The 21651-nt window shown below is 53.5% G+C and carries 23 protein-coding genes, 2 tRNA genes and 1 pseudogene; 12 read left to right on the forward strand and 14 right to left on the reverse strand.

Annotated elements, in window-relative coordinates; genetic code table 11:
* The first annotated feature begins 103 nt into the window (after positions 1-103).
* The 4 genes from HGO37_RS07745 to HGO37_RS07760 all read left to right on the forward strand — a co-directional run bounded on the left by HGO37_RS07745 (position 104) and on the right by HGO37_RS07760 (position 3362).
* Positions 104-1102 carry an ABC transporter substrate-binding protein gene (locus HGO37_RS07745; protein WP_250982823.1) on the forward strand — a complete coding sequence of 333 codons (999 nt, stop codon included), beginning with the start codon at positions 104-106 and terminating at the stop codon, positions 1100-1102.
* Between the two features lie 142 nt (positions 1103-1244).
* The gene (locus tag HGO37_RS07750) at positions 1245-2132 is read left to right on the forward strand and encodes an ABC transporter permease (RefSeq protein WP_250982824.1); all 888 of its coding nucleotides are present in this window, start codon (positions 1245-1247) and stop codon (positions 2130-2132) included.
* A complete protein-coding gene (locus HGO37_RS07755; protein ID WP_250982825.1) occupies positions 2125-3147 on the forward strand; it encodes a quaternary amine ABC transporter ATP-binding protein in 1023 nt (340 codons plus the stop codon). Before HGO37_RS07750 ends, HGO37_RS07755 begins: the two co-directional genes overlap by 8 nt.
* Positions 3148-3285: 138 nt before the next feature.
* Positions 3286-3362 (forward strand) — tRNA-Pro (locus HGO37_RS07760).
* Positions 3363-3411: 49 nt separating this feature from the next.
* Here HGO37_RS07760 and HGO37_RS07765 read toward each other — a convergent pair.
* The gene (locus HGO37_RS07765) at positions 3412-3999 is read right to left on the reverse strand and encodes a YqaA family protein (RefSeq protein WP_250982826.1); all 588 of its coding nucleotides are present in this window, start codon (positions 3997-3999) and stop codon (positions 3412-3414) included.
* Positions 4000-4487: 488 nt separating this feature from the next.
* Between HGO37_RS07765 and HGO37_RS07770 the strand changes: the two genes are divergently transcribed.
* Positions 4488-5135, forward strand: a complete 648-nt coding sequence (locus HGO37_RS07770; RefSeq protein WP_250982827.1) for an exopolysaccharide biosynthesis protein — start codon at positions 4488-4490, stop codon at positions 5133-5135.
* Here the strand turns inward: HGO37_RS07770 and HGO37_RS07775 are convergent.
* Positions 5095-5409, reverse strand: coding sequence for a hypothetical protein (locus HGO37_RS07775; protein ID WP_250982828.1), 315 nt, complete (start codon positions 5407-5409; stop codon positions 5095-5097). The two genes, HGO37_RS07770 and HGO37_RS07775, sit on opposite strands and share 41 nt — an antisense overlap.
* A gap of 185 nt (positions 5410-5594) precedes the next feature.
* Between HGO37_RS07775 and HGO37_RS07780 the strand changes: the two genes are divergently transcribed.
* Positions 5595-5669, forward strand: a tRNA-Asn gene (locus tag HGO37_RS07780).
* Positions 5670-5826: 157 nt separating this feature from the next.
* The gene (locus HGO37_RS07785) at positions 5827-7140 is read left to right on the forward strand and encodes a tyrosine-type recombinase/integrase (RefSeq protein WP_250982829.1); all 1314 of its coding nucleotides are present in this window, start codon (positions 5827-5829) and stop codon (positions 7138-7140) included.
* A gap of 39 nt (positions 7141-7179) precedes the next feature.
* On the opposite strand, the gene HGO37_RS07790 is transcribed toward HGO37_RS07785, so the two are convergent.
* Entirely contained in the window at positions 7180-8007 is an 828-nt protein-coding gene (locus HGO37_RS07790) for a DUF2971 domain-containing protein (RefSeq protein WP_250982830.1), read from the reverse strand.
* A gap of 276 nt (positions 8008-8283) precedes the next feature.
* Here HGO37_RS07790 and HGO37_RS07795 point away from each other — a divergent pair, with 276 nt between their 5' ends.
* Both HGO37_RS07795 and HGO37_RS07800 read left to right on the forward strand, forming a co-directional pair.
* Positions 8284-8619: a hypothetical protein gene (locus tag HGO37_RS07795; protein WP_250982831.1), complete on the forward strand. Its 336-nt coding sequence runs from the start codon at positions 8284-8286 to the stop codon at positions 8617-8619.
* Positions 8620-8894: 275 nt separating this feature from the next.
* Positions 8895-9062 carry a hypothetical protein gene (locus HGO37_RS07800; RefSeq protein ID WP_250982832.1) on the forward strand — a complete coding sequence of 56 codons (168 nt, stop codon included), beginning with the start codon at positions 8895-8897 and terminating at the stop codon, positions 9060-9062.
* 73 nt (positions 9063-9135) lie between these two features.
* Here the strand turns inward: HGO37_RS07800 and HGO37_RS07805 are convergent, their stop codons facing one another.
* On the reverse strand, positions 9136-9324 hold the full coding sequence (locus HGO37_RS07805) for a hypothetical protein (protein ID WP_250982833.1): 189 nt from the start codon (positions 9322-9324) through the stop codon (positions 9136-9138).
* Positions 9325-9978: 654 nt separating this feature from the next.
* Here HGO37_RS07805 and HGO37_RS07810 point away from each other — a divergent pair.
* On the forward strand, positions 9979-10242 hold the full coding sequence (locus HGO37_RS07810; protein ID WP_250982834.1) for a sunset domain-containing protein: 264 nt from the start codon (positions 9979-9981) through the stop codon (positions 10240-10242).
* A 26-nt stretch (positions 10243-10268) separates the two neighbouring features.
* The gene (locus tag HGO37_RS07815; protein ID WP_250982835.1) at positions 10269-11090 is read left to right on the forward strand and encodes a hypothetical protein; all 822 of its coding nucleotides are present in this window, start codon (positions 10269-10271) and stop codon (positions 11088-11090) included.
* Here HGO37_RS07815 and HGO37_RS07820 read toward each other — a convergent pair.
* From HGO37_RS07820 to HGO37_RS26630, 6 genes and pseudogenes are all read right to left on the reverse strand, one after another.
* On the reverse strand, positions 11087-13471 hold the full coding sequence (locus HGO37_RS07820) for a LamG-like jellyroll fold domain-containing protein (protein WP_250982836.1): 2385 nt from the start codon (positions 13469-13471) through the stop codon (positions 11087-11089). The two genes, HGO37_RS07815 and HGO37_RS07820, sit on opposite strands and share 4 nt — an antisense overlap.
* A gap of 10 nt (positions 13472-13481) precedes the next feature.
* Positions 13482-13673 carry a hypothetical protein gene (locus tag HGO37_RS07825; RefSeq protein ID WP_250982837.1) on the reverse strand — a complete coding sequence of 64 codons (192 nt, stop codon included), beginning with the start codon at positions 13671-13673 and terminating at the stop codon, positions 13482-13484.
* A gap of 29 nt (positions 13674-13702) precedes the next feature.
* A complete protein-coding gene (locus HGO37_RS07830; RefSeq protein ID WP_250982838.1) occupies positions 13703-14026 on the reverse strand; it encodes a hypothetical protein in 324 nt (107 codons plus the stop codon).
* Positions 14010-14465: a hypothetical protein gene (locus tag HGO37_RS07835; protein WP_250982839.1), complete on the reverse strand. Its 456-nt coding sequence runs from the start codon at positions 14463-14465 to the stop codon at positions 14010-14012. The genes HGO37_RS07830 and HGO37_RS07835 overlap by 17 nt, the downstream gene beginning before the upstream one ends.
* Positions 14466-14603: 138 nt before the next feature.
* A complete protein-coding gene (locus HGO37_RS07840) occupies positions 14604-14858 on the reverse strand; it encodes a hypothetical protein (RefSeq protein ID WP_250982840.1) in 255 nt (84 codons plus the stop codon).
* Between the two features lie 422 nt (positions 14859-15280).
* Positions 15281-15730, reverse strand: a pseudogene (locus HGO37_RS26630) (lysozyme family protein); the annotation flags it as partial.
* A gap of 161 nt (positions 15731-15891) precedes the next feature.
* Here HGO37_RS26630 and HGO37_RS07850 point away from each other — a divergent pair.
* Entirely contained in the window at positions 15892-17013 is a 1122-nt protein-coding gene (locus HGO37_RS07850) for an acyltransferase family protein (RefSeq protein WP_250982842.1), read from the forward strand.
* A 211-nt stretch (positions 17014-17224) separates the two neighbouring features.
* On the opposite strand, the gene HGO37_RS07855 is transcribed toward HGO37_RS07850, so the two are convergent.
* From HGO37_RS07855 to HGO37_RS07870, 4 genes are all read right to left on the reverse strand, one after another.
* Positions 17225-17518: a hypothetical protein gene (locus HGO37_RS07855; protein ID WP_250982843.1), complete on the reverse strand. Its 294-nt coding sequence runs from the start codon at positions 17516-17518 to the stop codon at positions 17225-17227.
* A 1-nt stretch (position 17519) separates the two neighbouring features.
* Positions 17520-19115, reverse strand: a complete 1596-nt coding sequence (locus HGO37_RS07860) for a hypothetical protein (protein WP_250982844.1) — start codon at positions 19113-19115, stop codon at positions 17520-17522.
* A gap of 69 nt (positions 19116-19184) precedes the next feature.
* Positions 19185-21254, reverse strand: a complete 2070-nt coding sequence (locus HGO37_RS07865; protein WP_250982845.1) for a phage tail protein — start codon at positions 21252-21254, stop codon at positions 19185-19187.
* A 1-nt stretch (position 21255) separates the two neighbouring features.
* A complete protein-coding gene (locus HGO37_RS07870) occupies positions 21256-21651 on the reverse strand; it encodes a DUF6950 family protein (RefSeq protein WP_250982846.1) in 396 nt (131 codons plus the stop codon).

The following is a 21651-nucleotide window of genomic DNA, read 5'->3' on the forward strand; positions in this document are numbered from 1 at the left end:
GAATGCCCCCTCTTGGTAAATGAAGGCTCAATAGGCACGTCTGTGGACGCGGTGCCGCAGACGCCCGGGTTCACGTAACACCGCGACCAGAGGGAACAAAAAAATGAAAATGCTTTTGGCCTCCACCGTTCTTGCCGCAAGCCTTGCCGGTCTTGCAACAACGGCCTCCGCAGCAGATTGCGGCACAGTTACCATTGCCAACATGAACTGGCAGTCCGCTGAAGTGGCCGCCAATGTCGACAAACTCATTCTCGAAGCCGGTTACGGCTGTACGGCAGAACTGGTTGCCGGTGACACCGTACCGACACTCACCTCGATGGCCGAAAAGGGCCAGCCAGACATTGCGCCCGAGGCATGGGTCAGCCTGCAGCCGGAAATCGTAAACCGTGGCATCTCCGAAGGGAAATTCGTCAGCGCCGCCAAAATTCTCTCTGACGGTGCGGTACAGGGCTGGTGGATCCCGAAATACGTGGCCGAAGCTAACCCGACCATAAAGACCGTGGGTGACCTGTTTAAAAACCCGCAGCTTTTCCCGGCACCGGAAGACAGCAGCAAGGGCGCCGTCTACAACGGTCCGCAGGGTTGGGGTGGCACCGTGGTGACAGCCCAGTTGTTTAAAGCCTATGACGGCGAAAAGGCCGGATTTACGCTGGTCGACACCGGATCGGCTGCCGGCCTCGATGGCGCGATCGCCAAGGCCTATGAGGCCAAACAGCCCGTGGCCGCTTATTACTGGGCACCAACCGCCCTGCTCGGCAAATACGAGATGGTCAAGCTCGACTTCGACACCACCTATGACGCAGCCGAATGGAAACGCTGCACTTCGGTTGCCGATTGCGCCGATCCGAAGCTGAATGCCTGGCAGACAGACACGGTTGAAACCGTTGTTGCCAAGAGCTTTGCCGACCGCGCCGGTCCGGTCATGGATTACCTCAACAAACGCGCCTGGACCAACGACACCGTCAACAAGCTGATTGCGTGGATGAGCGACAACCAGGCAACCGGTGAAGAAGGTGCCAAATACTTCCTGAAAAATAACGAAGCTCTGTGGACGGCATGGGTTTCCCCTGACGTGGCAGAAAAGATCAAGGCATCGCTCTGATTTTTAAACGCCATCGGAAACCGCAGGTGACCTGAGGCACCGGCATTTCCAACACCGAGGCGGCCGGGACTGGAGACACACCCGCAATAAAAGGGGGATCCAACCTGGCTCTCATCGCCCTTATCGTCATGGGGACGTTCATATGGATTGGTTCTGGAAGTTTCCGACAATGGATGCCGAAACCCTTCGCGGTGTCAAAAAAAGCATCGACGAAGGATTTCGCGGATTTACGCGGGCGTATGGCAGCGACATCGAAGCGCTGTTCAGTCCCCTGCAAAGTTTCCTGATCTGGTCAGAGCGGCTGCTGACCGGCACACCATGGCCGATTATCATTATGGTTATCGCCGCCATTGCCTGGCTTGCCAGCCGCAGTCTGCCCATCGTCATCGGCTGCGTGTTCACCCTCTTCCTCATCGGTTATTTCGACATGTGGGCCGATACGATGAAGACGGTGTCGATGATCCTTGTCTGTACTGTCGTATCGATCCTCATCGGCCTGCCGATCGGCATTGCCATGTCGCGTTCAAACCGGCTGCAGAACGTCGTCAACCCGGTGCTTGACGTCATGCAGACCATGCCGAGTTTCGTCTACCTCATCCCGGTGGTGATGTTGCTTGGCATCGGGCGTGTGCCCGGGGTGATTGCGGTTGTCATCTACGCCATTCCGCCCATGATCCGCCTGACCAATCTTGGCATCCGCATGGTCGACCGTGACGTGCTGGAGGCCGCAGACGCCTTTGGGTCATCCGGCTGGCAGAAGCTGAAGAACGTGCAGCTGCCGCTTGCCCTGCCCACCATCATGGCCGGTATAAACCAGACCATCATGATGGCACTGGCCATGGTGGTGATTGCTTCGATGATTGGCGTGCAGGGTCTGGGGCAACCGGTGCTGAAAGCCATTGCCAACCAGTATTTTACCCTCGGCATTTTTAACGGGCTGGCCATTGTTGGCATCGCCATCATTTTTGACCGTATCAGCCAAGCCTATGGCCTGCGCCTGCAAAAGCACCGGGAAATCACGCATGACTAGTCAATCGATTGAGATCCGGAACCTTTACAAGATTTTCGGACCCCGGCCTGCAAACTTTGTTGAATCCGTCGCCAATGGCATGACAAAAACCGAACTGAACCAGAAGCATGGCCATGTCCTGGGTTTGCGCGACATCAACATCACCATTCCCGGCGGCGGCATTACCGTAATAATGGGCCTGTCCGGCTCTGGCAAATCAACGCTCATTCGCCACATCAACCGCCTTATCGAACCAACCGCTGGCGAAGTTCTGTATGGCGGCGATGATGTCTGTCGCATGAGCCAGGACGAGTTGCGGGAGTTTCGCCGCCACAAGACGGCAATGGTGTTCCAGAAATTTGCCCTTCTGCCCCACCGTAACGTGTTGCAAAACACCGTCTACGGCCTTGAAATTCAGGGAACGGAAAAAGAAGAGCGCGAAGAACGCGCACAGATCTGGATAAAGCGTGTGGGACTTGATGGTTTTGCCAACCACTACCCCAATCAGCTGTCCGGTGGCATGCAACAACGTGTCGGTCTTGCCCGCGCGCTAACCCACAATGCTGAAATCCTGTTGATGGACGAAGCCTATTCAGCGCTTGATCCGCTGATCCGCGTCGACATGCAGGGCGTGCTGCTGGAACTGCAAAAGGAACTCAAAAAGACTGTCGTCTTTATCACCCATGATCTGGATGAGGCACTTCGACTGGGCGACAAGATTGCCATCCTGCGCGACGGCGAGGTTATTCAACAGGGTACGCCGGCAGACATCGTGCTCAACCCGGCCGACGCCTATATTGAATCCTTCGTCAAGGAGGTGAACCGTGGGCGCGTGATCCGCCTGAGCGCGGTTGCCGAGCAGACCAGGTCTGTCGGCCCTTCCCTGCAACTGTCGGAAGATCTGACTGTTGAACAGTCGCTGCGGGAACTGACCAAGGCTGGCGCATCGGTCGTCAATATCGTCTGCTCGCAGGGACGCCCTGTCGGCAGTGTCTCCAAGGAAAAACTGGTCGATTGCATGGTGGGGAATGGGTGAATGGCTAGAGCCCGGATGAGCATCTGATTTGCAGCGTGCGAGGTGCCGCCCGCCCCGCACTTTTATATTCACCGAATGATTTTAAGCTTGCATCGGTATTTTAAAAAGATTAATCGAACCAAGCCTTTTTAGGCAGTTCGGAGCGTAGCGCAGCTCGGTAGCGCACTTGCCTGGGGGGCAAGGGGTCGCAGGTTCAAATCCTGTCGCTCCGACCATTTCCTCAATCACACCCCCATTGATGTGATTGATTTTCCTCACAAAACCTCACCTCAGAAAAACGTAAGCCGCATAAACGGCAATGAGTGCGGCTGCAGCTACAGCGCTGATCAGGCCAAGGCGCTTTTCGATGAAATGGCGAATGTCCTCGCCATATTTCCGCAGCAGGCCGGCCAGAATGAAGAAGCGTGCGCCACGGGTGATGACCGCAGAGATGATAAACAGGCTAAGGCTGATATTGGCCGCACCTGACAGGATCGTGACGACCTTGATCGGCGGCAGATGCGCCAGACCCGATGTGATCAGCAATAGTACAATGGTTTCGTAGGTGACGGTCGCCTGCAGCTCTTCAAATGCATGCAGTTTACCGTAAAACTCCAGCACCGGACGGGCGATGCTTTCAAAGGCGTAATGGCCAAGAAACCACCCTGCGATACCACCGAGCACCGAAAACAGCGTGGCCACAAATGCGTAGTGCATGGCGCGGTGTGGCTTTGCCAGAACCATTGGCAGGAACAGCACGTCGGCGGGAACCAGAAACACTGAGCTTTCCACGAAGGCGACGATTGCCAGCCACCATACGGCGGTCTTGCGACGCGCAAGAGCCATGGTCCAGTCATACAAACCACGCAGCATTTTCCATACCTTCCTGAAAATCAAAAGATGAAACCGGGCGTTTTCACCGGCCCAAAACACTCAAATATTCATTCGTCATGCCATGCGCCATTTAGCGCAGGCCCCTTTACGCATCCAGACATGCGCAAGCGCAAAACCGCGAACCTTTTAGAAAAGTCAATGCTGCATCGCAACCAAAACATTGTTTTTCTGGCATATATTCCAAAATTGTCATATAGTTGTCAGTGGGAGAACTGAGGAGGAAATGTCATGGACATCTTAGGTCTGTTCACATCGCTTAATCCATTCATCATTGGCGTGCTGATGATTGTTTTGGTAGCGGGCGCCTATACCAAATGGGTTTCGCATTAAATCGCGAACAGTTTGAGGCAGACATCCGGTAAAATCGCGGCCATGTGAATGGCGGGAGCTTTGTTGCGCCTGCTTTCTCGTAGGCAATTCGTGCCATACCTGTTATCAATCCCTGATTTTAATTTACGGGATAAAACATGACGGCAAACGATTTCACCTTCACCGATACGTCCGAGAAGTTGAGCGCAACGCTTAGAAAACTGATCGGCAAACTCGATGGCCAGACGATTACGCTCAGAGAATTGATGGCTTGTATCGGCGAACAGGGATTGCTGCTGGTTTGCGCCATTGCGTCGCTGCCGTTTCTCATTCCGGTATCCATCCCGGGCGTCAGCACCGTGTTTGGTGCGGCAATCATCATGATCAGCGTTGCCATCACACTCAATCGCATGCCCTGGCTGCCTGCCCGCATTCTGGACAAGCAGATGCAGACGTCAAAACTGCTGCCTGCGCTGGAAAAGGGAATTTCGATCGTCTCGAAGCTGGATAATTATATCCGCCCTCGCCTACCTGCCCTGACCGGCAGCCTGTTTGCCAACCGCATCAATGGTCTTGCCATCATGGCGGCCGGCATCCTGCTGATGTTGCCGCTCGGCCTCATTCCATTCTCCAATACACTGCCAGCTGTGGCGATCCTGCTGTTTTCGGCGGGCATGATCCAGCGTGACGGATTCTTCGTGGTCGGCGGTTATGCCTTCCTCGTGCTGACCGTCGTCTATTTTTCTGTTCTCGCTTATCTGGCGTTTATTGCTGGCCAGGGGCTTGGTGGTCTTTTGGCTGAATAGGCTGCAGATCTTTTACAGGCACTGGTGAACCTTTGCGCCGCGCCCACCATATGGTGACGCGGCGCCTGCCTCTGCGCACGATGTGCAAATCATGCGACAACACGATTACGCCAAGCGGCAACATCCAGAATCCCAATATTGGCAAAAACCCCAACACACCGCCGACGATGAGCAGAGAGCCCGCCGTGATGCGCCCATAACGGGATCTTGGCATTGAGATGCTGATTTTTCCGAGATTCAGTTTGCCATTTCTGGAATCGATTCCAAATTTCATCGACGTATCACTTCTCTCAGCCTCATTTGGCCAAAACATCCAAAATTATTTTCGCTCAACATCCCCTGCAAAATGGGACCTTTTGTGAATAAAACAAGACGAATGCATTTTTTTTGAAAAAAGCACTTGGCAAATGGGAAAAGCATTTGTATTACCCCGCTCACACCACGACAAGCGGTGGACATTCCCTGGTAGCTCAGCGGTAGAGCATTCGACTGTTAATCGACAGGTCGCCGGTTCGAATCCGGCCCGGGGAGCCATTTTTCTAAAACAGAAAAGTTGGCTACCGCAAATAAACAAAAACAAAATCAAATGGTTACGACCTCGACGCAAATGCGTCGACGGTAGGACTAAGTCCACGACTTGCTTTTCCAGATACATTTTGGGTACATTTTCGCCTACATCAGGCGAGCAAATATGAAATCCGAAGACCTTTCCAAGTACGTGGTGAAAGACCCCACGAACGGCATCTATCGCTATTACAGGCGAGTGCCGACAGAAGTCGCGCACCTCGATAGCCGCGTGCACGTCAAGAAAAGCCTCAAGACAAAGAATCACAAAGAGGCACTTGAGCGAGCCGAAACGCTGCACAAAGCCTCGGAGAGTTATTGGAAGGCGCTGCTGGAGGGCAAGAATGCCGTGGGCGCGGTCGAGGAGTACCAGGCCGCCGTAAAAGCGGCGCAGAGCCTTGGCTTCACCTACAGACCAGCGACAGAAGCTGCCCTGCTCGATCTGGCCGAGCTCGAGCGCAGGCTGCGCCTGGCGCAGCAGAACATGGACGTATCGCCGACGATCGTCGACGCGTCACTTGGTACAGCGAGACAACCCAGACCAAAGATCAGCGACATCTGGACTCTTTACACTCAGCACAACGAGGCCGGACTGACCGGACTGTCGCGGAACCAGATGCGAAAGCACCAGGTCTCTCGCGAAAGAGCCATTCGCTACGTCAAGGACGTTCTGGGCGATGTGGACCTGCAGGACATCACTAGAGCGGACACGATACGCTTTCGGGATTGGTGGGTTCGCAAGATCAAGGACGAAAAGCTCAAGGCCTATAGCGCCAACAGAAGCTTTACGGATCTTGCGGGCATGCTGTCCGTGATCGACGATGCGTTGCAGACAGAATTCCACAAAGCTTGGGAAAAACTGCGAATCAAAGAAACGAACGCAACCAAGCTGGAAAAGCGCCCGCCCTTCCCCGTCGCATGGGTGCGAGACAAGATCTTGGCACCAGGAGCCTTGGACGGTCTCAACCCGGAAGGCCAGGCCATCATCCAAGTGATGGCGGAAACCGGCATGCGGTTGACAGAGGTCTGCAATCTGCGACCAGAGGATATCCGCCTTGATGACGAAATACCTCACGTAGAGGTCGCTGAGCGCGATGACCGTCGAAACAAGACAGAATACTCAGTTAGGCGCATTCCGCTCGTAGGCGTCGCGCTGGAGGCGATGAAGCGCCATCCAAACGGCTTGCCGCTCTATCACGACAAGTCAGATGGCGCGTCAGCCAACATCAACAAGTACCTGATGAACGCCGGACTTCGTCCAACGAAGCGGCACACAGCCTATTCGCTAAGACACACCTTCCAGGACCGCATAGAAAATGCTGGCGCGTCCGATCGCATGCAGGCGGATCTCATGGGGCATGAATTTGGCAGGCCGACATATGGCGATGGCGCTGAAATGCAGCGCCGTCTAGATCTTCTGGAGAAAATCAAAATTTCCTGATTGCCAGATGCTCGTCGTCTTGAGATCCGGGGATTAAGATCACGTTCTGAATGGGATACTAGAAACGCCAACATCTACATTGTTGTAAAAAAGATTACTGGACAAAAATTTCTCGATGCTTTTCCGAGTGAGATTAGAGTCCTTGCCTGGCCCTACCGTGACCCTAGTTATTGGAAGCCGCGCATTTGAGTTTCCAATATTTACATAAGGTATAATCACGTTGTCACGAGTCCGGTAGTGAACCTGTTTTACAACATTTGCAGTGGCGACGATCCTCCACTCGCACTCTTCTTTGAAGGCGTCATTCTTGAACTCTGGAGCAAGATTGAGAACCATATTTCGTCTAACATCGTCTGCGGTATAATCTTCCTCATTTTTTAACTCTATCAACGATCGAATTATTGATGCAGTAGTCTCAGCTCCTTGCAAACGTTCGCGTAGGACAGACATCGCGTCCTTCTTACCATACTTAACAGTGACGAGTTGGAAGTTGTGGCTCTTGGCCAATGTAGCTAGCGCGTCGGCATCAAACTGAATTGATACGCCCTGACTTGCTGCTCCATAGCCCCTCCACTGACTCAACATGTCCTGCTCTTCACAAAAGCAGCACGCATAAACGTCCGGTATTTCCATTTGCACCTTCAGGCTACGGGAAGACCGCTTACGCCCCTCTTCTTTATCAAATTCGGCTAAGACCTCTTTTGCGATTTTGATACCGTATTCCATCTCCTCCTTGTCATTGAGGAACAGAATATTTGAAGCACGGATCTGCGATTCTCGGATGATGTTGAGAAATCCGTCTAAGCTGGTGTAGTGAGAGAATATTTTATTCAGCTTTTGGTTGCTGTATAAGGAAGCGAGAGCCATACCAGTCGGTTTCCATAAGAGAAACGGGATTGAAGGTGAAACCAGAAACTACAACCATCACGAACGTAAAATCCAGCCACCACGACTTTAAAGCCGTTCTATTCCTTGCCGGTCCACATCAATTTAGCTTTTACAATCGCTTACCAACTTTCTGGACACCGGCTTTTAGTGACGTTTTGTTACGCTTTTTAAAAAAGTGTCCAGCGTCAAAAACAGAATATTGACTTCAGTCCACAATGAGAACATTTAGAGAACAATCAGGAGTGATTGAGCTAAATGACCGATCGCACATATCAACCCAAACACATGTGGGTGAGGACATGGCCGGGCGAATGCGGGCTGAATGGAAAGCTGCTGGATGATTTTGTCTGCATCGTCGAGGGAGAAATTGTCGGGCGGATCTCAGTCCAAGAAGCGGGTACCATGCGTAACACTTACAAATGGGACGCGGGGCATTCAAAGCGCCTTAAAGTAACAGTGATGCCTCAAGGTGGATATGCTAGCGACGCCCGCGAGGCAGCGCGCCTGGTAGAAGAGCACTACGAGCTAGAGAGGCTGGCTGCAGGATGGCCGCAAACGACCGACAAATTGAAATCTCACACAGGGAATTAGATGCGAAGGCGCGGTCAAAAGGCAATCAATGATGATGGCCCGACACTTAAAGACATCAACCTTTCTACCATTGAAGTCGTATGTGTCCCGTGTCAGCACCGCGACCTTCTTGAACGAAAAGCAATTGTGAGAAAACTCGGCGCTGACGCAAGCTTTTCGCGATTGAGACGACGGTTGGCTTTGGGATGTGACCGCTTTTTTCATATCGAAGGCGATCGGTGCGGTATGCGCTTTCCCTGCCTAGAGGGCGTTGAGCCCACAACGAAGGAATCAAGATGAGCGATGAAAAAAGAAAAGCCGGTGACGGGGTAATCGACCAGCATTATTGCTGCGTGCCTGAATGCAAAAAGTGGGGCGGAATGGGTTACGCACGCACGGCAGCCGAGCCTGTCAATTGGTGGTGCGCAGAGCATTATCCGTACTGGGATATGCATAAAAAATAAAAAAGCCGCCCGGATCTCCCCGAGCGGCTTTTTACTGACACCACCATTTAATGGCACGGCGTTGAGGTGCTATTCAGCAGCGGTCGGCGATTTCTGATTTAATGGCATCAATCGCGTCCTCTATGGCCTTAAGCGCTTTGCGGGCGTTTGGGCTATACTGGGGGCCAAGCATTTGTTTGCCTTGATCCAAAGCGTCTTGGTGTTTCACTAACTCTGCCCGGAGATCATCGCATGAGCGCTGGCCTATTGGTGCTGAAGTCATAGGATCTCCCTCTCTACTTAGGGATGCTATTCATATGGCGGCGCAACTTAATTATTCGTTGATCCACACGAAACCAAAGCCGCCAGGATCACCACGATCGGCTTCTTGATCACCCCACCATTTGATGATGGGGTGCTGGGTGAGATGAGGCGGTGATTAGTAACCTTTGAACCTCACAAAATCAAAACAGGCGAACACAAATTGCCCTGAGCAACTTTATAGTGTATTCGCTCAGCCGCGTTTTCGCGCAGCAACTGCAGCCCTATCTGGCCGACCGCCAGACGTGTATGGAGAAACAAAAGAATGCCCAAAGTCGATTTGAGTGAAGTGAAAGAAGTAACCGAAACCAATTCTAAGCAGACCGTAAACGACCTCTTAAAGCAGGGTTGGATCTTGATCGACACAGCATCGGGCGTTGATGAGTCGAATTACCCAACGGTCAGATACTCATTGGCCAGGGTCTAAAGACGAGACGCTGCAGCAGATAGCCGAGACAGGTTCATCACGCGGGCTGCGGCAGATAAACTACAAAACCCTCTACCTAAGTTATAGGCAGAGGGTTCTTCACTATAAAACGACGTTGAGATTGCGGGTCGATAGAATTTTACAATTCCCGCAAACGGAAGTTGCACGACTCAGGCTTTAAAAAGCCGAATGAGCAAATTTACGGTCATAGTGTTGCTGTCTTCCGCCGCGTCTTTTTTAGGCGCTGGTGGATACACCTTGTTGCCTCGCTCACTCTACGACCCAGCCTGCGACATTAAGGGAAATATCTCGATCGTCTCAGGCGAGAAAATCTATCACGTCAAAGGCCAAGAGTACTATGAACCGACCGTTATAAGCTACAGGTACGGGGAGCGATGGTTTTGCTCCGAAGGAGAAGCGCGCGCCGCAGGCTGGCGACGCGCACGACAGTGATGATGGTGGGTGATGGGAGCACCCCATTGTCTTCAACGTCAAACGATGAAACAAATCTTTTCAACCGCATCCAAGAACACGAGGAAGCCTTGGGAGAGAAAGTCCAAATCGCGGGCAAATGCATATTCTGCGGCGGTGGCCCTCTTACTCAGGAGCACATTTGGCCCAAATGGTTGAAAGCCTTTGTCGGAGATGTAGCACCTGAAACCAAACACATCGTCAGAAACTTCGATCCATCCAAACTTGAATGGACTGAAATCAAGGGCAAGGTTGAGCGTCCAGGCAATGTTTTTTCCCATCGTGCGAGAGTGGTCTGCAGGGAATGCAACAATGAGTGGATGAGCGAACTACAAACGCGCGCAAAGCCTATAATTCTAGACCTTAAAGCAGGCGCTGATTTTCAGTTGGATGACTATGAAAAGAGAGAGGCACTTTCCACTTGGCTGGCGATGTTTGCTTTCATCAAAGAGCAGATTTCGGCTCACAAAACGTCACCGCCTCAAGAGCTAAAGCAATTCAAAGACGATAAACTTCCGCCGCCAGGGTGGTTGTTTCTAATAGCTAAATACAACGGTTCGCCTGAACTTAACGGCCTATCTTGGCGACATGGAATGGTAGTTGAGGAAGGGTTCAGAGACGAAACCTTTCCTATGCTGCGCTCAAGATTTTCGCTGACTGTTATATTGGGGCAAGCAGTGTTTTACGTCGCGATCAACTGGGGCTTAAAAATCCCAGATGATATCGCACCTCGTTTGACATGTATTTGGCCACACCCTATTGCGGCACGTTCTGCAGAACCTCTCAACGACAAAGAGGTTCTGCGCCTCGCAAAGACTTACGCTTCTTAGGCGGCCCCATTCTGCTGGTAGCCGGCCATAACACTAAGAATGTCAGCGTCACTCAATGCCCCGTTATAGAGGTTGAGCTTGGGTTGGCTGCCTTGGAAATATGCACTTGATCCCTGCACGCGCCGCCCAATGTGAGCTGCAGTACCAACTTTCGCTGCCACGCGAGCATTGGCACCCTGATGGGTGAACGAACCTCGGAAATATTTCACACCGTTTGCGCCGCCGGTGCCATCATTCCGGAATGCAATCACCGTGTGCTGCCCCAACAACACCCCGCTATCGCCCGGCGCATAGAAGCCTGATCCGCCACCATCACCGAGGAAGATACGAGGCACCGTAGAATTCGGAGAGATAGCCATGATCAAGAAGTTGACCGAGGCGTTACCAATGCTGAACATGTCATGGCCGTTAGCCAGGAGAGCTTCAACAGCAAAGACCATAATAACAGTGTAGGCCTTGTTTGCTGGATCAAGGAACCCAATCAAGCCCGCATCTGAAGAAGAAAGCGATACGATCTTGGATGGCCCACCGAGGTACAGTTTTGCTCTCGGGCCATCGTGTTGCGTTGGTGTAAGCACAGGATAATTGACGGGATCAGCACTTGCCTGCGCCATAGTGAAACCTGATTTTCGGTCCACATAGCTCTGCAATTGTCCTGTCCAGTACCGATCGATCCGTGCGAAGTCGTCGGCATCGAAGTTTGCTAACAGCGCGCCACTTATGCTTGGGTCATCAGGCAGCTTTGCGCCACCTGTAACAGCGTTTTGCGTGTAGGTGGTGGCAATCGCATTTATGCTTGCCTGAAACGCGGCGCGGTTGGCTAATGCCGTCGCATCCACCGTGGCAGAAAGCCCGTCAAGCAGCGCCTGTAGTCGGGCTTTCATAGAAGCCTTAGCCCCGACACCAACCTGCTTCAACAACACGTCCAAAACCTCATCGCCACGCGACAGGCCGTAGATCATCCTGAATATGATGGTGCGGCGCTTGCGCCAAGAAAGAGCACCAAAGGAGTTGTTGTGAAGGTTGTCGGTGACGGTCTTCTCATTATCCGAGGCCTGACCAATGTAGTCATCGAGCGTCGGGCTGTCGTATTTAGTCGACCAGCTCCGCGGCAAAGTCGTCTTGATCCGTGGATCAATGATGACGTTATTGTAGCGAAGAAAGTAATCCGGCGACAGCACGTCAGTGCTGTAACGACCAAAACTGATGTTGGCAGCATAAACGTTGGAAGCGCCAAACTTCGCAACGAGCGCATCAATGTTATCCTGAAACAACGTTCCCACGACTGCGGTATTACTATCGCTACCGTAGGTGCCGCCACCTTCAAAAAAGGCCGCACGATCATTCGGGCCGTTGGCCAGCACCACGAAATTGACATGAGCAAGCTGGCCATTCGGACCACCAGCAACAAGAACATCGATCTGCTCTGTTTTTATCGCCGCGCTGTTTGCTCCAGCACGAGCCATATTTATCCAGATGGGGTCAGATCCGGGAACATCTTCCATAATCTGGGCACGCATCACCAATGAAGACTGATTTTGATAGCCAATCGACATGCTGGGCCCAGCGATGATAGGCTCGGAACCATCTCCAATAAGCTGATAGGCAGCGAGATACGGGCGGCAAGTTACACTAGCGCCAGTCTGAATAGTGAGGCGTGAACCTCTTGCACCAGCAGGAATATTGATGAGCTGGCCAACTGTGGAGTATTGCGTAGCCAGCGTATGCCCTGCAGGCTTCCAGGGTGTGAACGGGGATGATACCCAAGTGCCATCAGCGCCCGTTGTGGTGTCGAGGCTGTATTCGTAAGTGAACGTCGGGACCGTCGACCCTGAAGGGATCCAATCCAGAAACAACAATGCGCCAGGCGCAGCGACTTGCTGATGCACCAGCGTCGTCACGTGCGTTGAATTTGCGGCAATAGCGGCAGATTTCAGCGGTACTGTTTTCGCGGCCCCAGAGGCAACTAGCGCTGCGTTCCAGGTTGCGTCACCTGTATCGGCAATCGTTATCGGCAGACGCCAATCGTTGGTTGGGATGACTGTCGCGGCAGGCTCGACCGTAATCGCCATATTCAGCGTGCGACCCATGCTGCTGGTCAGAACCGCTGCAATGTTGCCAGCACTCGACGCAGAGAGGCCAGTGACCAACTGCGTACCGCTACCAGCGATCGTCAGGCGACCGTCGTTCGGCGTGACACCGGTGACGGTCTCGCCATCCTGCAGGCCGGTGATAAGCGCGATCAGCGAACCCGGTGCTGTACCCGCAGTGAATGTCGCCGTCGTCGGGCCGAGCGGCGTAACCCCACCGCCCTCACCTGGAATGATGCCTGCGCCGATATAACTGGCGACGCGCCGTTTTCTGGTTGCTGTAGAAACCATATCGTTCTCCTTACACGTCGCGCAGGGCGTAACCGCCTGCATCGTTCAGCCTGTAGCGCAGCGGCGTGCCGCCATCGGTGATGTAGGCCTTGCCATTTGGAGCGGGTGCGACCGGCGCAACCCTCGTCCAGCCGACAGGGTCACTTACGCCCGCGCCGATGTAACTGGCCGTGCGTCTTTTTCTCGTGGCGGTATCAGCCATCGCGGTATCCTTTGTGATATGAAATTGTTTCAGCGCGCGCTGCGCTCGATCTCTCGCCGGATCCGCAGCTCTTCGCGGATCCTGCTCATCTCGTTTCCAAGGAAGTCGACGTGCTTAGCAACATCCTCAACTACGTCTGTGTGACGCTTGATCGCGGTAGTATGCTCTTCCAGTGCAGCGGTGGCCTTGTTCAGCGCTGTGGGGTCGACGATGACGGCCGCGATCGGCGCTTTGTTTTCCGGCCCGGTCTTTTCTCCGGAGGCTAGACCGAAGTGCCGAACAACAAAGATGAAGGCAAGCGTAACCCCAAGAGCAATGAGTGCAGTGGGCGGCAGATCAGCCAGTTTTTCCATATCTCGTTTCCCCCTGGTCGTGCGCCGCGCGATGAATATTGACCAGCTCGCCAACCACAAACAGCGGATAGATGGCGAACCAGGTGCTCACGACACCAGAGGATGCATAGCAACACGAAATGCCGACCCAGATGAGACAGCCTATGCCAGCGGACACCTGCCGAATGACCGGCGTCACGTCCTTTCGAGCTCCATTGATGATGAGGCCAATTGTCCGGAGAATACCAAGCAGCAGCATGGCCCAGCCAAGCAGGATTTCGTTTCCTAAGATCGCACGGAAACCAGCCCACGCGGGTTGATCAAACAGCCGGTCCGAGCACAGCAGAACAGCACCCCACACGGCAGTATGAAAACCCATGAACCATTCCGTCATGCGAGGCCCGAAGCGATGGCGTACACGGATCCAGATCCCGACGCCTGAGTGTGGTGTCGCCTCCATCGCCATCATTTCCTGCACGCCGCATCTTTGGCGCATTGGCGATTATTGGAGTTGATCGCAGGACCGGCGGTCGCATCTTCCGCAGCCAGGCGCGCGGCCTGGGCGTTGGAAAATGCCACGCGCTGATACCCTGCCCCGTCAATCGCAGGCGCTGTCTGGCAGCTTGCTGTCGCGCATAAGCACAAGGCAACGGTGGCGAGGCGTAAGATCGCGAAAGGCCGCATTGTTTTCCTCCATGGTCTGGATCTTGGAAATGGCTTCAGTGGTCGCCTCGACAACGAGATCCGCGCGTTCCACACTCTTGCCGAACAGGTAGGCGGCGGGCGAAGCGACGATAACGCCGATAGCGATGCCGCCAGCCGCAACGGCTACGTCCCGTAGGGTGGCGATCATGTGCCGAACTCCGCATTGAGATCACGCACGGCTTTGGCGAGGTCAAACCGGCGCTTGATGCCGTAGACTGCGAAGCCCACGATCGCGGCGGAAATGAACAACTGCACACGCCAGTCGAGACCACCAAGGAAGCTCCCGGCTGCGGTAACACCGGTACCGATAGCCGTCAGCGCCCACGTCCATACGGTCTTGCTCTTGGCGGGCGATTTCTCCAGTTCGCCGGGATCTGCAACGACTGGCGTCTCAACGATGATCGGCGCAACCGTTTCTTCCGGCGCAACATCATTGCCCAGCTGGCGCACCCGATCGAGCACCGCCTCGACGAGCTGCGGCGCAACCAGTGCCTTGTTGACATTGTCACCGGCATAATAGCTTTGCCCGCGCGTCACGCTGCGGTGTGCGCCCTTGGTGGCCTCAAGCACCGGGAAGCTGGCCCATTCCTGCGCCAGTTGCTTGCCAAACGCCGTCCGGCTCAAACGGCCAGCCATGAATTCTTCATAACCGCGACGCTTCAGCAGGTGGTAACCAAGCCTGTCCTGAAGATCGCCGTCGAAGACTTGCGCCAGACGGAGCCGCAGTTCGACAATCAGATCCGCTAGCGTCTTTTCCATGAACTGCGGCGCACCAGCAGCCGAGGACGCGACAGTTGAGTTGAACTTTGCCGCCCAGGCTTTGGTTTTCCATGTGCGCTGCGCAGTCTGCACTTCACCCAACGTCATCGAGGTAAGCGGCTTGGGCAGTGCTTTTTGACGGTGACCAAAAATCACGTCATAGCAATCAGGCGCTTTCATTTTCGTCTCTGTCTCGTAGATAAAGACAAGCAGCAGCGCCGCGCCCGTGGGAACGGTTCTGTCCATGATGGATCCTTTCATTTAACTTCTAACTGCTAGACGCAAGCTCAACATCAGCCGCAAGATTTTCTCGCGGTTAATCACAAGCCATCAAATGCAGATATTAAGGATGGATATACACCGCCTTGCCATTCCACCTGAAGTTGGTGCAAAGGTATTCGAAAGACTTAGGACGGGAAACTATGCTGCAGGCTACTGATGAAAAGCTGGCGGTCCAGCGCGACACTAAACACACAAAAACAATAAGCTTGCAGTGGCTAAGAGGCGTTGCCGCCCTGATGGTGGTCGTCTACCATGCCAGCATCTACTTAAGCCGCATGAATGGAAGTTCGTGGGGTTTGGAAATAGTGCCAAGCTGGTTTGGTGCTGTTGGCGTATCTCTTTTTTTTGCTCTGTCCGGCTATCTCATGGCCAGGATGATGAACAAGGTTTCTGCTGGCTCTTTCCTGTTACACCGCATTATACGAATATATCCCACATACTTTTTTGTCATCGCGGTCTTTTTGCTTGTCGGAACGTTCTCAGGCTTGACGCCACCAATCGACATCCGAGCGCTTATGCTTATGCCGTTAGGCACAGGTATTCTCTATCCGCTTGGAGTCGAATGGACGCTGGTTTTCGAAATCGCGTTCTACGTGTTTGTTTTCTTCCTGATCCTCTTCAAGAGGCAGGAGCATGCGGCGTCGTTTTTGGTTGGCTGGCTTGTTCTTATCTTCATAATGAGCTTCCGTTGGCCAGAGGATCCGACAACGAACTTCTTTAAGCCATCGCACCTGCCGTTTACGGCGCTCAATGTTGCCTTTGCGGCGGGGATGTTATTGCCTTTGCTAAAGCGGTTCGATGTGCCGCACCCTATTCTTTCGGCAATCATTGCAGTGGGATTGTTCTTGCTTGGTGTGAGCAACGGTATTTTCACAGGAAGGTTTGCCATAGGGGTAGCATCTGGCTTGTTTGTACTCAGCCTTGCTCGTCACCCCATCCTGTCACCCTACCCCGGTAAAGAAATAATCGACAAGATCGGGGACAGACTGGGGGGATACACATACGCTCTGTATTTGGTTCACGTCCCAGTCATCCGAACTGTGCTGCACGTCTCTGATTTCCAGAACCCAGCCCACGCTTTCGTCGCGGCCGTTGTTCTGTCCGTCGCCGTGGGGGTGGCTGTCGGAGAACTGGATTTGTTTGCTTACGAAAAACTCAAGGCGAAAGCTGATCGACTACCAGAACACATCAAGTTAATCGGGTCGCTTTCATTTGTTGGTGGTTTTATCGCGTGCGCTGTCACCGCTACCTTCTGGTCTTGAGGCTTGAAGTGGCTCCCCATTTGGTATGCCTACGACGTGATAATTGCCTTCAATGACGGCCTCAAGGAGTTCAGCGCACCTCGCTAGTTCCTTCGCCTCCGATACCCCTTGCGTCTGCACGCGGTCAAGAAACGCGCGTGTATTCACGATCATCTGCGGATGGTACTCAGGTACAATTTTGCCATTCACCATTTTCATTACGGGTCTCCAATCAAAGATAAATGATATTTTCTTCGCTAGGGCCTTCTGGCGGCTCTCCTACGTCACTGTCATATTGCCTCAGGAGATCGACATGCGATCGGCAATCCTCCAAAGGGCCCGACATGAAAACCTTACCGTTAACGCGCCCAGTTGGGGTTGGTCGCCACCAGTAAGTAGAACCTGCAGGTTCTGTCACTGCAACGATCGGCTCATACTCATCGTTAAACAGGCGCTCGATCCGGTAGGTGTCTTCATCAGTTTTGATAAGCCGATAAACAGACTTCTCTTGTGTTTCTTCAACCATGCTAAGCTCCAATTAGTCCGTGGGTTGTCAAGTCCGCGCGAATTGCATGGATGTTCTGAAGCGCCAGAACCAAGACATTGCGCAAGTTTTGAATTTCGGTCTGGTTATACGATGCAGACGCAGTAGCGAACGTCACAGCGGTGTCCGCATTGAATGTGGCGCGAGAGGGTGTGCCAGCGGAAGCTGCCCATCCTGTACGCCTGGTCGTAATCACCTGGGAACTCCCCAGATAAAGCTTGCTTGTTTGGTCAACGCGGAAAATGTCGGCAGTGTCCGCCGCGTTTCGCATGGCAAGTGTGCCAGATTGGTTCCGCAAGAAGAAGCGATTAGCACTGGTCCCCATGGCGATCGTGCCATCGCCGCCGATGTACATCGATGCCGAGGCCTTCACCGAGCCGACAGAAAACGCCCTATCCCACTGAGCTACGCCCTCTACAAGGTAGGCCACATCCCCCATGCCGGTGAGCATCTGTGAGTTAAAACCAAATGAAAATCTGGTCCCCAATGGCGTACCGTTTAACGACCCATCAGGGTTGAAGGCTGCCCAGTTCGTCTGGATGCCGCCCATCTGCGTCTGAACTTGATATAGGACATTTCCAGCGCTATCGAGATTACGAAGGGCAGTTTCAATGGCAAATCCATGCCCGCAGTTTTCATAGCTGGAGCTATCAATCAAAATGCCGGAATGGTCCGACGAGTTGTTAAAACTGGTTGGCGTAGGTCCACCCTGCCTGATTACGATATAAAGACCGTCAACCTCACCGAAGGCCGCGCCAGAAGGTGCATTTTTCTTCACAGATGAGATAGACTGGCCAATGCTGGCATTGTTCGGTCCGTTGCGTCCGCTTCCTGTGATCGTTGACTGGATATGGAAACCGGACAGAGTTTCTCCAGCATGCGGGCCACCGTGCTGCATTTTCCATGCACGCTTAGCCTTGCGGATTTCCGGACCGCTTTCGGCAAAGAAGTTTATATCGACAAGTGGCCCGTCGTAATCGACAACGGTACCAAGGAAGGTGGCTGGCAGTATTGGACCAGCTACCCCCCCACCAACGCGATAGACGCCCCCACCAATGGTTTCGATGGCCTGAATACCGGCCGTACCAGCACCTCCAAATTGCCGAGTATCGTAATCGAAGAATTTACTCCTAACCCAAGCACCTGAAATTGCGGCTATTGCATTGGCCTTGATTACAACGCCCTCTTGTGAGTCCGCCGCAACTCTGGCCGCGTAGTTCCCGTTTCGGAAGTCAAACCATCCTTCACGACCGGCCTCCTGGAGATATGCTGTATTAAATTGGGTAGTGTCGACTGCCTTGAGTTCCGATCTCGTGGCTACCACAGCGAAAACTAGGGTATCTACTATCTCCGCCGCCTGGTCTGCTTTTTGGGTTGCCAGTTCAGCTGCCGCGGATGCTGCCTCTGCAGCTGCAGTGGCTTCTTCAGCAGCCTGCATTGCGGTCTCTGCATCGATGACACGCCCCTCGAGGTCAGTACCCCAAGTCCGAGCGTCTGATTTCAGCACGTTGTGCAGGCCCGACGAAGGGACTCCATCAACTTCATAATCACGCCAGACTTCTCTTGCACTCGGTGCCATGCTGAACTCCATAAGGAAGACGCCCCCACGAGGTAATGTGGAAGCTATGATTTTATTGACATGTCTGATTTAGATGACTGTCGCTGCGCCGGTAGCGACCGGTACGGCTGGCACACCAGAGGCGTTGATCGCCACGACGAAACCGTACCTTACACCGGCTGTTAGCCCGGCGATAACGCGGCTATCAGAGGCGGACGGTGAGCCGTATTCAGTCCCCACCAGCGTAGCGCCTGTAAAAGAATTTGACGTGTTCAGATACAGGCGGCTGGCGAAGTAATTCCCAGAGTTCGGCGCATTCCATGTAAATGTAATTTGCCCAGTGCCGCCTGTAGCGGACACCGCAGAAACCACATCTGGCGCTACTGGATCTGCGGTCGCCGTTACCAGAATATAGCCGGTCCATTGCGACGGCGTTCCACCACCCCAAGCACGAAGCCTGAACCGGTATCTGCCACCATCCACGAGATATTGAGACCTGACCTCAGACTGGCCAGCGGTTGAAGTGGTGCTCCGAATAGGCTCTGGAACATCCGTTCGCTCCAACTCCAATTCATGGGTCAGAACCTCAGAAACAGGAGACCACGAAGCCAAGGCATACGCTGCTGTCGCTCCACCAGAGACAACTTCCGTTTTAAGTAAAACCGTGAACCCGGTAGGTGTAGGGACGCCAGACGGATCAACCTTGTCAGGCTGAGATGGAGGCGCACCTTCCTCAACGGAAGCGACAAACCCATACAGGGACGACGGCACAATTATGCCTGAAAACTCGACGGTGAGACTTCGGAGAGATACCCTCGGTGTTGCAGTTATTTCTACGATTACTTCTTCCATTTTCGGAGGAAGGTGAACTCTCACAAATCGACGGTAAGGCACATTCTCCGCCGCCTCGTAGTGAGCAAGTATCGCAACCTTCTTTGCATTCGCGCGGATGTAAGCGATCTTCTGCAGGCGCTGCACATGGTTGTGCCGCTGAAGAGCTGCGTTATCCAGCGTCTTGGTACGTTCGCTATCATCATCTGCCTGGTATGGGTTGCCATAGATTGCCGCATCCGCAGTCACGTAATCAGCAGTAGTATCTACGAATCTTCCCCTGACCGCCAAGACAGTGGATGAATCACGCGTATTGCCATCCAGCTGCGCGCTGATGATATCGTTGCGTGTAAGCCTGACATCTGGCTCGACAAAACGACCTGCATGCACCCCGATTTTTCCATCTGGTCGCTCAAACACCACAAGCTCAGCAGCTTGATCCATGACGCGTCCGACTTCTGTCGGTTCATTGTTGGCCCGGAACCAGAACCCACCGTGATATCGAGGCTCACTAACGCCTGCACGATTGAGAACAAGCTCATCGCACACGTCGGCCGCGGCAATCCAATCAGGAAGATGCATGTCCTCAATAGTCATCCTGCCGCCAACAGGGCTCGTCAGATGCCATAGACGGTGCAAAGCGATGTTCTCACTGTACACATTGGTTCCAGATCGAGGATCATAGATCCCCGAATGTCCAGCAACGACGGCGCTGTGTTGCGGCATCTGGTTTGGGTACACAGAGAGATAATTCTTGGACTCAACCGTAGCGCAAGCCATCAACACAGTCGAAAGACCATCACCTCGGTGATTTGCATCCCAAATGGATGGGAACGCCGCAACCACATCACCATACGGGATGCCGGAAGATTGCCCTACCCGCCACCTTATGAGCACTTTTTGATAGCCGTCGATTACAAAGTGATCAGGGCTCGTCACCCATCCGCCGGTATCAGCACCGAAAGGCGTGATTGCCACCTTTTCGTCGTGTAAATAGTGCTGCAAGTAACCTGAAACAGGATGTGCGGCCATCACAGTCACATGATAAGCAGTGCCGTTTCCCTCTTCCAGGAATACATAGTCGCCGCCTTTTTTGACACGACCCAGAACATAAGTCAGAGGTGGGACATTTTGCTTTAGGTTGTAGCTGCCGTCCTCAGGTTTAGGCACAGATGGCTTACTGACCAGCAACCCTTGAAGCAATGATGCGCCCAGCGCTAGACCAGCATACCCAAGCGCAAGCGTGCCCAGATAAAGCGCATTGGCAGCAAGTGTTGTTGTCGCGATCGATGATACGATCAGCGCCACAGTCTCAAGAACACCAGGCAAATTAGATACTCCAAATCGCCAAAGGCGTAGCCATCATAGGGCTAATGCTGTTGATGAACCGAACTCGCCAGCGTTCGCCGTCGAAGATCGCGCCGAACTGCCGATCAATGTTAGCCTGACTGCCAATCACGCCGACATCGCCCACAGAAGGGCACTGAACGCGTTTTGCTCGTATTTTCACCGCACACTGTTCGAACAACGGTACCAGGCCACCAGCCTTGCCGATAATCGCCCTGAAGCCCTCATCGCTATCGTAAGAGCCGCGCCAATCCTGAGCAGGGTCTGGGTGCCCCAACCAGATTAACCAGGAGGCCACAAACAAGCAGCAATCTACCTGCCCCGGCTGCCATGGCTTTCGCTCATAGGCGCGGAAGAAATCAGCCAGCGTGTTTTCCAT

This window comes from Rhizobium sp. CG4 (genome assembly GCF_023701965.1).
Classification (GTDB): domain Bacteria; phylum Pseudomonadota; class Alphaproteobacteria; order Rhizobiales; family Rhizobiaceae; genus Agrobacterium.

Coding starts and splice junctions, on each gene's coding strand:
- HGO37_RS07745 (WP_250982823.1), top strand. CDS start 104: ATGAAAATGCTTTTGGCCTCCACCGTTCTTGCCGCAAGCCTTGCCGGT.
- HGO37_RS07750 (WP_250982824.1), top strand. CDS start 1,245: ATGGATTGGTTCTGGAAGTTTCCGACAATGGATGCCGAAACCCTTCGC.
- HGO37_RS07755 (WP_250982825.1), top strand. CDS start 2,125: ATGACTAGTCAATCGATTGAGATCCGGAACCTTTACAAGATTTTCGGA.
- HGO37_RS07765 (WP_250982826.1), bottom strand. CDS start 3,999: ATGCTGCGTGGTTTGTATGACTGGACCATGGCTCTTGCGCGTCGCAAG.
- HGO37_RS07770 (WP_250982827.1), top strand. CDS start 4,488: ATGACGGCAAACGATTTCACCTTCACCGATACGTCCGAGAAGTTGAGC.
- HGO37_RS07775 (WP_250982828.1), bottom strand. CDS start 5,409: ATGAAATTTGGAATCGATTCCAGAAATGGCAAACTGAATCTCGGAAAA.
- HGO37_RS07785 (WP_250982829.1), top strand. CDS start 5,827: ATGAAATCCGAAGACCTTTCCAAGTACGTGGTGAAAGACCCCACGAAC.
- HGO37_RS07790 (WP_250982830.1), bottom strand. CDS start 8,007: ATGGCTCTCGCTTCCTTATACAGCAACCAAAAGCTGAATAAAATATTC.
- HGO37_RS07795 (WP_250982831.1), top strand. CDS start 8,284: ATGACCGATCGCACATATCAACCCAAACACATGTGGGTGAGGACATGG.
- HGO37_RS07800 (WP_250982832.1), top strand. CDS start 8,895: ATGAGCGATGAAAAAAGAAAAGCCGGTGACGGGGTAATCGACCAGCAT.
- HGO37_RS07805 (WP_250982833.1), bottom strand. CDS start 9,324: ATGACTTCAGCACCAATAGGCCAGCGCTCATGCGATGATCTCCGGGCA.
- HGO37_RS07810 (WP_250982834.1), top strand. CDS start 9,979: ATGAGCAAATTTACGGTCATAGTGTTGCTGTCTTCCGCCGCGTCTTTT.
- HGO37_RS07820 (WP_250982836.1), bottom strand. CDS start 13,471: ATGGTTTCTACAGCAACCAGAAAACGGCGCGTCGCCAGTTATATCGGC.
- HGO37_RS07825 (WP_250982837.1), bottom strand. CDS start 13,673: ATGGCTGATACCGCCACGAGAAAAAGACGCACGGCCAGTTACATCGGC.
- HGO37_RS07830 (WP_250982838.1), bottom strand. CDS start 14,026: ATGGAAAAACTGGCTGATCTGCCGCCCACTGCACTCATTGCTCTTGGG.
- HGO37_RS07835 (WP_250982839.1), bottom strand. CDS start 14,465: ATGGAGGCGACACCACACTCAGGCGTCGGGATCTGGATCCGTGTACGC.
- HGO37_RS07840 (WP_250982840.1), bottom strand. CDS start 14,858: ATGATCGCCACCCTACGGGACGTAGCCGTTGCGGCTGGCGGCATCGCT.
- HGO37_RS07850 (WP_250982842.1), top strand. CDS start 15,892: ATGCTGCAGGCTACTGATGAAAAGCTGGCGGTCCAGCGCGACACTAAA.
- HGO37_RS07855 (WP_250982843.1), bottom strand. CDS start 17,518: ATGGTTGAAGAAACACAAGAGAAGTCTGTTTATCGGCTTATCAAAACT.
- HGO37_RS07860 (WP_250982844.1), bottom strand. CDS start 19,115: ATGGCACCGAGTGCAAGAGAAGTCTGGCGTGATTATGAAGTTGATGGA.
- HGO37_RS07870 (WP_250982846.1), bottom strand. CDS start 21,651: ATGGAAAACACGCTGGCTGATTTCTTCCGCGCCTATGAGCGAAAGCCA.